The organism is Pedobacter alluvionis (assembly GCF_003664035.1).
Lineage (GTDB): Bacteria > Bacteroidota > Bacteroidia > Sphingobacteriales > Sphingobacteriaceae > Pedobacter > Pedobacter alluvionis.
This window is the reverse complement of record NZ_RCCK01000015.1, coordinates 170,384-185,186: the sequence shown is the minus strand read 5'-3', so window position 1 is coordinate 185,186 and position 14,803 is coordinate 170,384. Positions and strand designations below refer to the sequence as shown.

General features: G+C 39.2%; 14 protein-coding genes. All 14 read left to right on the top strand.

Annotation, left to right across the window (positions count from 1 at the left end; genetic code table 11):
• The first annotated feature begins 255 nt into the window (after positions 1-255).
• Complete coding sequence (locus BCL90_RS22865) at positions 256-1,428, top strand: MFS transporter (RefSeq protein ID WP_121287625.1); 1,173 nt, start codon at positions 256-258, stop codon at positions 1,426-1,428.
• A gap of 198 nt (positions 1,429-1,626) precedes the next feature.
• Entirely contained in the window at positions 1,627-2,466 is an 840-nt protein-coding gene (locus BCL90_RS22855; RefSeq protein WP_121287621.1) for a sulfurtransferase, read from the top strand.
• Between the two features lie 159 nt (positions 2,467-2,625).
• Entirely contained in the window at positions 2,626-3,156 is a 531-nt protein-coding gene (locus BCL90_RS22850) for a YceD family protein (protein WP_121287619.1), read from the top strand.
• Between the two features lie 15 nt (positions 3,157-3,171).
• Positions 3,172-3,363, top strand: a complete 192-nt coding sequence (rpmF, locus tag BCL90_RS22845) for a 50S ribosomal protein L32 (RefSeq protein WP_025143959.1) — start codon at positions 3,172-3,174, stop codon at positions 3,361-3,363.
• 101 nt (positions 3,364-3,464) lie between these two features.
• Positions 3,465-4,403: a phosphate acyltransferase PlsX gene (gene plsX / locus BCL90_RS22840; RefSeq protein WP_121287617.1), complete on the top strand. Its 939-nt coding sequence runs from the start codon at positions 3,465-3,467 to the stop codon at positions 4,401-4,403.
• 18 nt (positions 4,404-4,421) lie between these two features.
• Entirely contained in the window at positions 4,422-5,420 is a 999-nt protein-coding gene (locus tag BCL90_RS22835) for a beta-ketoacyl-ACP synthase III (protein WP_121287615.1), read from the top strand.
• A gap of 116 nt (positions 5,421-5,536) precedes the next feature.
• The gene (accB, locus tag BCL90_RS22830) at positions 5,537-6,013 is read left to right on the top strand and encodes an acetyl-CoA carboxylase biotin carboxyl carrier protein (RefSeq protein WP_121287613.1); all 477 of its coding nucleotides are present in this window, start codon (positions 5,537-5,539) and stop codon (positions 6,011-6,013) included.
• A gap of 217 nt (positions 6,014-6,230) precedes the next feature.
• Complete coding sequence (gene accC / locus BCL90_RS22825) at positions 6,231-7,571, top strand: acetyl-CoA carboxylase biotin carboxylase subunit (RefSeq protein ID WP_121287611.1); 1,341 nt, start codon at positions 6,231-6,233, stop codon at positions 7,569-7,571.
• Between the two features lie 318 nt (positions 7,572-7,889).
• Complete coding sequence (tatC, locus tag BCL90_RS22820; RefSeq protein WP_121287609.1) at positions 7,890-8,771, top strand: twin-arginine translocase subunit TatC; 882 nt, start codon at positions 7,890-7,892, stop codon at positions 8,769-8,771.
• Positions 8,772-8,816: 45 nt separating this feature from the next.
• The gene (rpiB, locus tag BCL90_RS22815; RefSeq protein WP_121287607.1) at positions 8,817-9,254 is read left to right on the top strand and encodes a ribose 5-phosphate isomerase B; all 438 of its coding nucleotides are present in this window, start codon (positions 8,817-8,819) and stop codon (positions 9,252-9,254) included.
• Between the two features lie 27 nt (positions 9,255-9,281).
• Complete coding sequence (locus tag BCL90_RS22810) at positions 9,282-10,916, top strand: M28 family peptidase (protein ID WP_121287605.1); 1,635 nt, start codon at positions 9,282-9,284, stop codon at positions 10,914-10,916.
• 107 nt (positions 10,917-11,023) lie between these two features.
• Complete coding sequence (gene vapB / locus BCL90_RS22805) at positions 11,024-11,230, top strand: type II toxin-antitoxin system VapB family antitoxin (RefSeq protein WP_121287603.1); 207 nt, start codon at positions 11,024-11,026, stop codon at positions 11,228-11,230.
• Positions 11,231-11,362: 132 nt separating this feature from the next.
• On the top strand, positions 11,363-12,751 hold the full coding sequence (locus BCL90_RS22800; RefSeq protein ID WP_121287831.1) for a LutB/LldF family L-lactate oxidation iron-sulfur protein: 1,389 nt from the start codon (positions 11,363-11,365) through the stop codon (positions 12,749-12,751).
• A 44-nt stretch (positions 12,752-12,795) separates the two neighbouring features.
• Positions 12,796-14,772, top strand: a complete 1,977-nt coding sequence (locus tag BCL90_RS22795) for an alpha-ketoacid dehydrogenase subunit alpha/beta (protein WP_121287601.1) — start codon at positions 12,796-12,798, stop codon at positions 14,770-14,772.
• Positions 14,773-14,803: the final 31 nt, after the last annotated feature.

The window sequence follows — 14,803 nt, the reverse complement described above, 5'->3', positions numbered from 1 at the left end:
TTAGGATATAATAACCATGTCTTCGGACACCCGACCCCGGACTTAAAAGGAGTAGAAAGACTAAAGCTGAAAGACCAAAGATGCATTAAACTCAGGTGGACTAAGGTGGCTTAGGTGGTTACATTTTTTTTTGCAAAGCAAGGCCTTGTGTTCCATCGGTTCCGAAAGTCCTGCTTTTCCTACAAGCCCAATGAAGAATTGGGGCTTTTCGTCCAATCAGGTTTATTTTAGTTAAAATTGTGCATCAAATTAAAAATGAGCGGCACTAAAAAAACCAATTCCATTCTCCCTACAATTGTCATTGCGCAGTTTCTCTGTACGTCTTTGTGGTTTGCTGGCAATGCGGTATTACCCGACATTGTTAAAAACTTCCCAACTGAAACCAACCTTTTGGCCAATCTCACCAGTATGGTGCAGTTCGGTTTTATTAGCGGAACTTTAGTATTTGCCTTTTTTGCCATTTCTGATATTTTTTCACCCTCAAAAGTGTTCTTTATCTGTGGAATTGCAGCTGCCTTGTTTAATCTTGGTGTCTGTTTAGAACTACCCGATGTCTATTTATTACTGCTTTTTCGCTTTTTAACTGGTTTTATGCTGGCTGGAATTTACCCTGTCGGCATGAAAATAGCATCCGATTACTTTAAAGATGGGCTGGGAAAATCATTAGGTTTTTTAGTTGGTGCTTTGGTTTTGGGTACTGCTTTCCCTCATTTATTAAAAACATTTACAGCAAATTTTGCCTGGCAATATGTAATATTTGCTACTTCGGGTTTATCTCTAACTGGAGCAATTGCTATTTTATTATTTGTGCCAAACGGTCCATTTAGAACTGCCGGACAAAAATTTGATTTCCGTTCTTGTTTTAACGGCTTTAAAAATCCCGATTTTCGATCTGCTGCTTTCGGCTATTTCGGGCACATGTGGGAACTTTATACCTTTTGGGCTTTTTTACCCGGCATGCTGCTGCTTTACAATACTAAACATGCACAGGCAACTTTAAATGTACCGCTGTTTTCGTTCTTAATTATCGCATCCGGAGGTTTATCTTGCATGATCGGTGGTTTGCTCTCACAAAAATTTGGTGTAAAACGAGTTGCCACCATTGCCCTTTCCATTTCGGGGTTATGCTGTCTCCTCTCGCCGCTTTTTCTATTCAGCAGTTCTGTTTATCCTTTTCTTATCTTTTTATTTTGCTGGGGTTTGGCCGGAACGGCCGATTCGCCACTATTTTCTTCCTTAATTGCCAAGCATGCACCAGAAAGTCTGAGAGGTACTTCGTTAACACTGGTCAATTGTATCGGCTTTGCCATTACGATTATTAGCATCCAGGTGATTAATCTTTTAGCTAAAGAGATGAATTCGCATTATCTTTATATGGTTTTAGCTGTTGGCCCAGTTTTGGGATTGTGGGCATTAAAAACAAAATAACATGCTTTTAAAATTTGGAATATCCTTAATTATAATTGGCATTATAATGTTTATTTACGGCATCTCATTATTTAGCTACAAGGGAGACTTAAGCTTCATTTTAAAAGATCTAGGAGAATACTCAATTGTTTTATGGCTTCCTGTTTTGATTATTGGAACCATCCTTACTATAATTGCAAGAATAATAAAAAAAATAAAATGAAATCACTATCCCCAATTATAAAACCCGAAGAATTAACCTGGTTAAACCAGGATGACGAAATCGTAATTATAGATGCCAGTGCAGGCTCAAAACCGAGATACGATGAACAACATTTGGCAGGTGCACTTTTTGCTGATGTAAACAGTGATTTAGCCAACATTGGCGATTTTGCAATTGGCGGACGTCATCCTTTACCAACTTCAGAACAGTTTTCCTCCGTATTGCAAAAACTCGGAGTTACAAAGCATAGTCATGTTATTGTTTACGATGATAAAAACGGCGGTAACGCAGCGGCAAGGCTTTGGTGGATGCTAAGAGCTATTGGTCATGAAAAAGTACAGGTAATTGATGGCGGATTTCAGGCGGCTGTTAAAGCAGGTTTCCCAACCACTGATAAAGTAGAAATCCCAAAATCTGTCGAAAAATATGAAATCACAGTATGGAACTTACCGTTATCAGATATCAACGAAGTGGAACAAGTAGCCAAAACCGACGATTACATTGTGATTGACGTACGTGATGCCAACCGTTTTGCTGGTCTAACCGAGCCTATTGACTTAATTGCAGGCCACATTCCTGGTGCGGCAAATATTCCTTATACCGAAAATTTAGACGCAAACGGTACTTTCCTGTCCCCCGAAATATTGAAAGAAAAATACGAAGAAGCTCTTGCCCATGTAAAACCCGAAAATGTAATTGTTCACTGTGGCTCGGGCATTACCGCCTGCCATACGCTACTGGCTATGGATTATGCAGGCCTGCCTATTCCAAAACTTTATGTAGGCTCATGGAGTGAATGGAGCAGGAGTAATAAGGAAATGGTTTTGGCAAACTAGCCATCTTACAGACCTTACAGGTTTCGAAAACCTGTAAGGTCTCTCAGTATTTGGATTAACTTTCTGAAAACCTGTCCGATTAACGCCAACAATTTTTAAAAAATATTTTTAATCTAATTTTTTTATCCCTACATTTGCAGGCTAAAATTTTACAGTACTTTGAACCCACTAAAACAATTTTCATTACCGTTTACCGGATTAAAATTGGGAACCCATCAGTTTGATTATGAGCTTGATGACACCTTTTTTAATGCATTTGAGTATTCGTTAATTAAAAGTGGAAATTTAAAAGTAGACTTGGAACTTGATAAACAAGAGACCATGTTGCTTCTAAAATTCAAAGTTATTGGTACCGTAAATTTAGATTGCGATAAATGTTTATCTGAATTTTCATTCCCGGTAAATCTTTACGAACGTCAGATCGTAAAGTTTGCAGAAGCCGAAATGGAAAGTGATGATGAAGAAATTATCTCATTAAGCCGTAAAGATACCGAGATTGATATATCGGGCCCTTTATACGAAATGATTAACGTAGCGGTACCTTATATCAAAAACTGCGAACAGGCAGGTAAAGATTGCGATCAGGAAATGATTGATCGCTTAAATCAGTTATCTATCCAAAAGCAGGCTGAAGAAAATGAACAAACAAGCGACCCACGTTGGGAAGCCCTTAATAAGTTAAAAAAATAATTAGATTATACAGCAATGGCACATCCAAAACGGAAAATCTCGAAACAGAGAAAAAATAAAAGAAGAACGCACTATAAAGCTGTTACTCCTTCTTTAGCAACATGCTCGGCAACAGGTGCTATCCACGTACCTCACCGTGCTTACAACGTTGATGGTAACTTATACTACAACGGCAAACTGGTTATCGAAAATACTCAGATAGGGTAATTTTCTTAAAAAATTGTTTGTGTTTTCAGCGGCTTTAGTCATACCTTAGTCAACTGAAAAATTCAGGATTACACCTGACTTAACACAAACAGATTTTTTCTATGAAAATAGGCCTCGACATAATGGGCGGAGACTATGCTCCCAAAGCAATTGTTTTGGGAGCAATAGCTGCTCATCAATCGCTTAACGCTGGAGAGCATTTAGTTCTTATTGGCGATACCGAACAGATTAAACCCATTCTTGCAGAAGAAGGTTTTAATCCAGATCATTTTGAATACGTTCATACTGATGAAGTAATTGGTATGGGCGAACATCCCACCAAAGCAATCGTTCAGAAACCGAATTCGAGCATAGCTGTTGGTTTTAACCTTTTAAAAGAAGGTAAAATCGATTCTTTCGCAAGTGCTGGTAACTCTGGAGCCATGTTGGTTGGCGCAGTCTTTAGCGTTAAAACAATTCCCGGCATTATCCGACCTTGTTTATGTACAATTCTTCCAAAAATTAAAGGCGGCACTGGCTTACTGTTAGATGTAGGTGCAAATGCCGACTGTAAACCTGATATTTTATTACAATTTGGCGTTTTGGGCAGTTTATATGCAGAAAATTTGTTGCAGATCAATGACCCGAAAGTTGCCCTGATAAATATTGGCGAAGAAGATGAAAAAGGAAATATGCTAAGCATGGCTACTTTCCCGTTAATGAAAGAAACCAGCCTGTTCAACTTTGTTGGAAATGTGGAAGGTAGGGATTTATTTAATGATAAAGCCGATGTGATTGTTTGCGATGGTTTTACCGGAAATATAATGCTAAAATTAGCAGAATCGTTTTACGTACTTACCATCAAAAAAGGACTTAAAGATGAGTTCTTCGATCGTTTTAACTATGAACAATACGGTGGAAGCCCGGTTCTGGGTGTTAACGCTCCCGTTGTTATCGGACATGGGATTTCCAGTCCGCTAGCTGTTAAAAATATGGTTCTCCAATCCAGGGAAATGATTACTACCGGATTGGTAGAAAAAATTAGAATGGCATTTAAATAATTTATTAAAATTCTTAAAATGAGTAAAATTCACGCTGCTATTACAGCAGTAAATGGTTACGTTCCCGACTATGTGCTTACAAACACAGAGTTAGAAACCATGGTTGATACTTCGGATGAATGGATTACCAGCAGAACGGGAATTAAAGAACGTAGAATTTTAAAGGGAGAAGGTTTAGGTACTTCTGATATGGCTGTTCATGCTGTAAATGGCTTACTTAAAAAGAGGGGAATTGATGCAAGTGAAATTGAACTGATTATCTTTTGCACCACTACTCCTGATTTTACTTTCCCTGCAACAGCAAACGTTTTAGCAGATAAAATCGGAGCTAAAAACGCATGGGGATATGATTTACAGGCCGCTTGTTCGGGCTTTATTTTCGGACTTGCTACAGGTGCATCATTCATCGAATCAGGTAGACATAAAAAAGTTTTAGTAGTTGGTGGCGATAAAATGTCGTCAATTATTAACTATGAAGACCGTACAACCTGCATCATTTTTGGTGATGGTTGTGGTTGTGCTCTATTAGAACCAAATGAAGAAGGATTGGGCATTCAGGATTCTATTTTAAGAACAGATGGTTCGGGTAGAGATTTCTTAGGCATGAAAGCTGGTGGTTCGGTTAAACCTGCAACACACGAGTCCATTGATGCCAGAGAGCATTTTGCACACCAGGAAGGACCAACGGTATTTAAATTTGCCGTAACCAATATGGCTGATGTAGCTGCCGAAATTATGGAACGCAATGGCCTGACCGCTGATGATGTGGCATGGTTAGTACCGCACCAGGCCAACAAACGCATTATTGACGCTACTGCAAACCGCATGGGCGTTACAACGGATAAGGTGATGATCAACATCGAACGTTACGGAAATACAACCAACGGAACTATTCCTTTATGTTTATGGGAATGGGAAAGCAGGTTAAAAAAAGGTGACAACATCGTTTTAGCTGCATTCGGTGGCGGCTTTACCTGGGGTTCAGTGTACCTTAAATGGGCTTACGATACAAATTAGTCAGAAGTCTTTAGTCGGGAGTCAGATGTCATAGATGACTCAGATAAAAAATAAAACAAAAAAAGTATAACTTAGTTAATTCAATAAACACTATTTTTTACATAAAAGCCTAAAAAATGGATATCAAACAAATACAGGAACTGATTAAATTTGTTTCTCGTTCTGGAGTAAATGAAGTTGCTATTGAGCAGGAAAACTTCAAAATCACGATCAAAACAAACCAGGCACCAACAGTTGTGCATGCTACCGTACCGCAAGCTCCGCTTGTACAGGCTGCTGCCCCTGTTGCAACAGCTCCTACTGCTCCAAATGCAGCAACACCTGCTGTACCTGCTGCAGAAGACACTTCAAAATACATTACTATTAAATCCCCAATGATCGGTACTTTCTATCGTTCAGCTAGTCCGGAAAAACCAATGTTTGTTAACGTTGGCGATGAGGTTAGCACAGGTAAAGTAGTTTGTATTATTGAGGCAATGAAACTTTTTAACGAGATTGAAAGTGAAGTTTCAGGCCGTATTGTCAAAATATTGGTTGATAATGCATCACCTGTAGAATACGACCAACCGTTATTTTTAGTAGAACCTATTTAATAATAACGTTAACTTACGCCTCGGTCTGTGTGCTCACTGACCGGAATACCGTAAAATTATGATGATCTTCAGTTTTGCATTTAACAAACTGAAAAATATAAATGGTTCGTGGCGACACGAACCATGGCATTTAATTTAAAATTTGATTATATCGGTTTACATTACGCTAAATGATCAGTGTAATCATATCATCGGTGTAATCATCAATTAAAAAATTATGTTTAAAAAAATACTAATTGCCAACAGGGGTGAAATCGCTTTGCGTATTATCCGTACCTGTAAGGAAATGGGCATCAAAACGGTTGCTGTTTACTCTACCGCAGATCGCGAGAGTTTACATGTACGTTTTGCTGATGAGGCTGTTTGTATTGGCCCCCCACCTAGTAAAGATTCTTATTTAAATATCCCAAATATTATCTCGGCTGCAGAATTAACTAACGCCGATGCCATACACCCAGGTTATGGTTTTTTATCAGAAAACGCTAAGTTTTCTAACATTTGCCGCGAGTACAACATCAAATTTATTGGTGCTACCCCAGAGCAGATTAATGGCATGGGCGATAAAGCTTCGGCAAAAGAAACCATGAAAATTGCGGGTGTTCCAACCATCCCGGGATCTGAAGGCTTACTTAACAGTGTTAAAGAAGGTATTTCAATCGCCAATGAAATGGGCTACCCTGTCATCCTAAAAGCAACTGCCGGTGGTGGTGGTCGTGGTATGCGGGTAGTTTGGAAAGATGAAGATTTCGAAAATGCCTGGGATAGTGCACGTCAGGAATCTGGTGCTGCTTTTGGTAATGATGGTTTATATTTAGAAAAATACATTGAAGATCCACGCCACATTGAAATCCAGATTATAGGAGACCAGTTTGGTAAAGCCTGCCACTTATCGGAACGCGATTGTTCAATTCAACGTCGCCACCAGAAATTGGTTGAGGAATCTCCTTCTCCATTTATGACCGATGAACTTCGTGTTAGAATGGGTGAAGCCGCCATTAAAGGCGCTATGGCTGTAAATTATGAAGGAGCAGGTACCATCGAATTTTTGGTTGATAAACACCGTAATTTCTACTTCATGGAAATGAATACCCGTATCCAGGTAGAGCACCCGGTTACTGAAGAGGTAATCAACTTCGATTTAATTAAAGAACAAATTAAAGTTGCTGCGGGAATCCCGATTTCGGGCAAAAACTATACGCCGGAAATGCATGCCATTGAGTGTCGTATCAATGCAGAAGATCCAGCGAACAACTTCCGTCCTTCACCAGGTAGAATTACTAATTTCCACTCTCCGGGTGGCCATGGTGTTCGTGTTGACACGCATGTTTATGCAGGATATTCGATTCCTTCTAACTACGATTCAATGATCGCCAAGTTGATCTGTGTAGCGCAGACGAGAGAAGAGGCTATTTGTACGATGGAGCGTGCATTAAGCGAATTCGTAATTGAAGGTATTAAAACGACCATTCCTTTCCATTTACAATTGATGAAAGATCCTAACTTCAGGGCAGGAAACTTCACCACTAAGTTTATGGAAACGTTTGAATTCACAGAATAATATAAACGATTATAAAAATTTAAATCCCATTTTGGTAAAACAGAATGGGATTTTTCTTTATTAAAAATTTTAGAATTATTTCAGTAAATGAATTATGGAAAGGGATGTGATCAAGGAGGATAAATTGCACAGAATTATCTATCAGGTTATGGAAGCTGAGCAAATTATTAAAATTCATTCCCTAAGAGGACATTATAAATAATTAACATATTGATCTACACTATATATTAAAGCATTTCTCATAATAATATAAACTATTTCTATATTTAACACGTAAATACCATTCTATTCAAATAGAATGGTATTTTTGTTTTCAACATGAGCGACACTAAAAAAAATCTACTTACAAAAGCTATCGGGCAAAAGAGCACCACATTAGAGGCAGAAATGTCTTTCTTCGATCACCTGGATGTTCTCCGTAAACATTTAATCAGAGCCGTAATTGCCATTGCCGTTTTTACGGGTATCGCTTTTTATTTTAACGAGGAAATCCTTGATAAAATAATCTTTGGCCCTAAAAAACCAGATTTCTGGACCTACCGCATGATGTGTAAACTGGTAGAGCATTTTCCATCATTGGGTAAGGATATGTGCATCACCAAGATCAATGGTGAAATTATTAATACCGAAATGGCTGGACAGTTTAACCTACAATTAAATGTTTGTGTAATGTGTGGTATTGTGGTGGGTTTCCCTTATTTATTATGGGAAATCTGGCGTTTTATTAAGCCAGCACTACACGAAAATGAGCGCAAATCAGCAAGTGGATTTGTATTCTTCGCTTCGGTACTTTTCATTATTGGTATCTTTTTCGGATACTTTGTAGTATGTCCACTATCGGTTAACTTCTTAACGGGTTATACCGTAAGTGCCGAAATCAAAAATACCTTCACAGTCGACTCATATCTGTCATCTGTGGCAACTTTAACTTTAGGCACAGGTATTATCTTCGAACTTCCCGTTATTATTTTCATCCTTTCGAAACTTGGATTGATGACGCCAAAGCTAATGAGATCGAGCAGAAGGTATGCCGCGGTTATTATTCTAATTATTGCTGCTATTGTTACGCCAACACCTGATATTATGACGATGCTGATTGTAGCTACGCCATTGTTCTTGCTTTATGAGCTGAGTATTTTTGTATCGGCCTACATCGAAAAAAAGAAGAAAAAGGCTGATGCTGCTTTCTACGCTAACTAACAAAAACATTACGAATAGATTTTATAATTCTCCATAAATTTGACAATGTCTGATACAAAAATTAAAATTGCTATTGGAGCGGATCACGCTGGGTTTGAATACAAAGAAATATTAAAAGATTTTTTACAGGATTACGAAGTAAAAGATTTTGGTACTTACTCAGAAAATTCTGTTGATTATCCTGATTTTGCACATCCTGTTGCCAGCGCTGTTGAAAGTGGAGAATTTACCTATGGTATTTTACTTTGTGGATCGGCAAACGGTGTAGCCATCACCGCGAACAAACATCAGCATATCAGAGCAGGTTTATGCTGGGAAAATGAAGTTGCCTCTTTGGTACGCAAGCATAATAATGCCAATGTGTTGTGTATTCCAGCAAGGTTTGTTTCAGAAGAACTGGCAAAAGAAATAACGACAACTTTTTTAGCCACTGAATTTGAAGGCGGTCGCCATCAGAACAGGGTTGAAAAAATTTCGTGTTAACAACAAACTCAACTAACTATTATCATAATGAACAAAAAGTTTTTAACCCTTGGTTTGGTATCACTTGTTTCCGCAAGTTGCTTTAGCCAAATAAAGCCCCTTATACCGAATAAGGATGCCATAAAATTCAGCAAGGCGATTAGTCCGGAAAATGCTTACAAACACCTTTCTGTATTGGCTTCTGATGAATATGAAGGCCGCGAAACAGGTACTAAAGGTGCCTGGATGGCAGCAGATTATATCCGGGACTATTTCAAATCTTTAGGCCTAAAAGCACCTGTAAATGGCAGCTATTTCCAAAAGATCGACCTTGTTAATGTTACGCTAAAAGAGAGCCATGTAACGGTTAACGGTCAGCCGAAAGAATACCAGAAGGATTATATCGTTTTACCAAGCTTAATCAGCGATAAGGGTTTCACTTTTTCTACCGATCAGATTGTATTTATTGGTTACGGAATCAAAAAAGACAATTACAACGATTTTGCCGGAACTGATATTAAAGGCAAAGTAGTCATGATGTTTAACGGCGGCGATCCGACTATTAAACCAGGTACCAGAATTGACAGGGCAGCTTACCGCGCTATGTTGGAAGGAAGAGCAAAATATTTCGCAGAGAATAATGTTAAAGCCATTATCCTGATCGATCCAAGTGTTGATAGAATTACCGAAAATAGCAAACAAGCTCAAAATAATGGTCGTGTAATGGTAAAAACCAATGCAGCTATTGAGGCTCAGAAGCAAAATGAAATTCCGCGCATTTCAATCTCTGTAGCATTGGCAAACGATCTGTTAAAATCAGCCAATACTACCGTAGTCGATTTGCAAAAGAAAATTACGGAAAGCCTTACCCCTGCTTCGCAAATAGTAGATGTTCCTTTTTCAGCAAGTGCCGCTAAAAATGAGGCATCAGTTAGGTGTGAAAATGTTTTGGGTTATTTAGAAGGTTCTGATCCGGTACTTAAAAAAGAAGTATTAATTTTAACTGGTCACTACGATCATATTGGTTTAGAAACTGATCCAAACGCAAAAGACAAAATAAACAATGGGGCAGATGACGATGGATCGGGTACTACTGGTGTATTATTAATGGCAAAAGCCTTTACCGACGCCAAAAAAGCAGGTAAGGGTGCTAAACGCAGTATCTTATTTATGACGGTAGTTGGAGAAGAAAAAGGCCTTTGGGGTTCTGAATGGTACTCTGAGCATCCTGTTTTCCCGGTGGCCAACACCATTGCTGATTTAAATACCGATATGATTGGCCGTACTGGTGAAGAGTATTTGGGTACACCAGATTCGGCAAACTACATTTACTCAGTGGGTTCTAGAATGTTAAGCAGCGATCTGGCTAATTTAAGCGAGCAGGTTAATGCGACTTATACAAAAATGAAACTGGATTATAAATATGATGATCCAAAAGACCCTGAGCAGATCTATTACCGTTCAGATCATTATAACTTTGCTAAATTAGGCATTCCGATCATCTTCTATTATGATGGCATGTTACAACAAGACTACCACAAACCTGGTGATGAAGTAAGCAAAATTAACTTCCCACTTTTGGCTAAAAGAGCAAAGCTAACCTACTTTACTGCATGGGAACTGGCTAACAGAGCTAAACGCCCGGCAGTAGATATGGACGGAAAAGGAAATCCAAAGAAATAATGATTAAAATATATGGTCCCGGTTTTACACCGGGACTTTTTTTATGCACAGTGATTTGCAACTTTATATTTCAAGATTAAAATGTTATTTTTGATAAAAGCGTGTTTATGGATCAGTTGAATATTTTAAAAAAAATTAAAATGATCCCTGTTGCGTACCAGCAAGAGGTAGAAGACTTTATTGATTTTATTTTACAAAAGAAAGTAAATAAAAAAGATGAGGAAAATAGCCCCAGAAAACTCGGTTTACTTAAGGGGAAGATGAGTGATGATTTTAATGCACCATTGGATGATTTCAAGGATTATATGCAATAAAAATAATTGCCTGATAGTCAATTTTCAATTTTCCAAAAATAAACTCAACAGGGTTTCCTATCTTTGGTTTTTAACAGAGTAGCCTGAAACTAAAAGCAGCTATTCTTCGTTACCCCTATAATGAAATTGCCATTGATGAAAACTGCCGAGGAATTTTTAGAGAAGTCTGATGAGAAAGCTTTCGATTTACCGCACCGTAAAACCATAAATTATAATATTGGTAAATACAATGCGGCAGTTGAACGCGGTTTATCAAAATTCGAAAACCTCGAAGCCTCGAAAAAAAAGGCGCATGTAATTAAATGGCGTGTGATGGAAAATCTTGATAAGTTCTTACCCGAGTTCGAATCAAATTTTCAACGCCGTGGCGGTAAGGTAATCTGGGCCAATGATGCTGAAGAAGCCCAACAGGAAATCCTCAATATCATCAAAAGAAACAACGGCAAAACAGTTATCAAATCAAAATCGATGACCACCGAGGAAATCCATCTAAACGATTTCCTGGAAAAGAACAACATCGAATCTTTAGAAAGTGATCTGGGTGAGTATATTGTTCAATTGCTTGGTCAGGCGCCATACCATATTGTTACCCCAGCCATGCACCTAAGTGCAACAGATATAGCGCAGTTATTTCACGATAAATTTGGCACGCCTATCGATGCCACTCCTCCGCAGCTGGTACAAAAAGCAAGAGAATTACTTCGCGACAAATACCTGAATGCTGATATTGGCATTAGTGGCGGGAATTTCCTAATTGCCGATACCGGAAGTATCGCCTTAACGGAAAACGAAGGTAACGCACGTTTAAGTACTACTTTTCCTAAAATCCACATTGCTATCGTAGGTATCGAAAAGGTAATTCCTTCTATGGCAGATCTTGATCTGTTCTGGCCTTTACTGGCATCGCATGGAACCGGACAAAACTTAACGGTTTATAATACCATTTTAAGTGGTCCACGCCAAGCAAATGAAACGGATGGACCTGAGGAAATGTATGTGATTTTATTAGATAATGGCCGCACCAATTTATTGGCACAAAAAGACCAGAGACAAGGCTTATACTGCATCCGTTGTGGTGCCTGTTTAAATGCTTGCCCGGTTTATAAAAACATTGGCGGTCATACTTATAACACCACCTATAGTGGCCCAATCGGCTCGGTAATTACGCCTCATTTAAAGGGCATGGAAGAGTTTAAACACTTAAGTTATGCTTCCAGTCTTTGCGGTAAATGCTCGGAGGTTTGCCCGGTAAAAATCGATATTCATAAAATGCTCTTACTTAACCGTAGAGATGCCGCTGCAGGTCACGAAAATGGCAAAAAAGAAGAAATTGGCTGGAGCATGTTCAGCAAAATGATGCAAAAACGCAAATGGATGGATTTCTTCGGTGGAAAGTTTAAAAACTTTATGCTCAAAAGTTTTTTCAAAAAAAGCTGGGGCAAATACCGGGAGATGCCTAAAGTTGCCGATAAATCTTTTGCTAAACAGTGGGAAGAGCTGAAGAAAAGTCGGGAGTCCTGAGTCCTGAGTCCAGAGTCCAGAGTCACTAGTCAAAATAACCAGATATGCAATTTAACAGAGGTGATAAAGACGACAAATTCTTATTGAATTTATACAAAAGATTGCTTTACCCCCGGATGGTTGAAGACAAAATGCTCAAGCTGCTGCGTCAAGGTAGAATTGGCAAATGGTTTTCGGGCATTGGCCAGGAAGCCATTGCGGTTGGCAGCACCTTAGCCATGCAAAGCGACGAGTATATTTTGCCTATGCATCGCAATCTGGGCGTTTTTACCTCCCGCGATATTCCTTTAAAAAAATTAATGGCCCAATGGCAGGGCAAAATTACCGGCTTCACCAAAGGCCGCGACCGCTCTTTTCATTTCGGCACACAAGATTATAAAATTGTGGGGATGATTTCCCACCTTGGCCCACAGATGGCCTTGGCTGATGGCATTGCTTTGGCTAATGTTTTAGCGAACAAACAGCACGCCACATTAGTTTACACCGGAGAAGGGGCAACCAGTGAAGGCGATTTCCACGAAGCAGTAAATGTTGCGGCAGTTTGGAATCTGCCTGTTATTTTTCTGATCGAAAATAATGGTTATGGCCTTTCCACTCCAAAAACTGAGCAGTTCAGATGTAAAAACCTGGTGGATAAAGCCATTGGTTACGGCGTGGAAGGCATTCAGATAGATGGAAATAATATTTTGGAAGTTTATAATACCATTGATCAACTGGCGAAGGAAATCAGAAAAGATCCCAGACCCGTTTTGGTAGAGTGCCTAACTTTCAGGATGCGTGGTCATGAAGAAGCATCCGGAACTAAATATGTTCCGCAAGAACTTTTTGATGAGTGGGAAAAGAAAGATCCGCTAAGTAATTACGAAACCTATTTAATTGAGCAGGGTATTTTAACTTCTGATACGATTATCGACATTAAAATTCAAATTAAAAGAGATATTGAACTGGAAGTTGAAGAAGCATTTAATGAAGCTGAACCAGAGGCTAATGCAGATCAGGAGGAAGCCGATATGTATTTCCCTTATACGCAACAGGTTACTCAAGCCAATGAATCTTCAACCGAAAAACGATATTTAGATACCATCAGCGATGCACTTGATTTAGCCATGCAAAAGTATCCTAACCTGGTTTTAATGGGGCAGGATATTGCCGATTATGGCGGGGCTTTTAAAATTACAGATGGCTTTACCGCTAAATATGGCAAAGGCAGAGTGCGTAATACGCCTATTTGCGAATCAGCCATCGTGGGTGCAGGCTTGGGCCTATCCATAAATGGTTATAAAGCTGTGGTAGAGATGCAATTTGCAGATTTTGTGACGGTAGGCTTTAATCAGATTGTAAACAACCTGGCCAAAACGCATTACCGTTGGGGCGAAAAGGCTGATGTAGTGGTGCGTATGCCTACAGGTGCAGGTACGGGTGCCGGGCCATTCCACTCGCAAAGTAATGAAGCCTGGTTTACGAAAACCCCCGGACTTAAAATCGTTTATCCGGCTTTCCCTGAAGATGCAAAAGGTTTGCTATTGGCGGCGATTGAAGATCCAAATCCTGTATTATATTTTGAGCATAAATACCTCTACCGAAGTTTAACAGCTCCTGTTCCGGATGGCTATTACACTACAGAAATCGGTAAAGCAGTCACACTTGCCGAAGGAAGCAAGTTTGCGATCATTACCTATGGATTAGGTGTACACTGGGCGTTAGATTACCTGAAGCAATATCCAGAAAGTGAGGCAACCTTAATTGATCTGCGCACGCTCCAACCATGGGATAAAGAAGCTGTAAGGACAGCGGTTAAAGCAACAGGAAGGGTTTTAATTTTGCATGAAGATACGTTAACAAATGGTTTTGGCGCCGAACTATCTGCCTGGATTGGAGAACATTGCTTTTCGCATCTGGATGCCCCGGTAATGCGCTGTGCAAGTTTGGATACCGCCATTCCAATGAATAAAGTATTAGAAGAAGATTTTTTGGCTAAAGCAAGATTAGCAGAAACGATTGATAAATTATTGAAATATTAAATAGCTTTGCCACGGAGACACAGAAATCGCA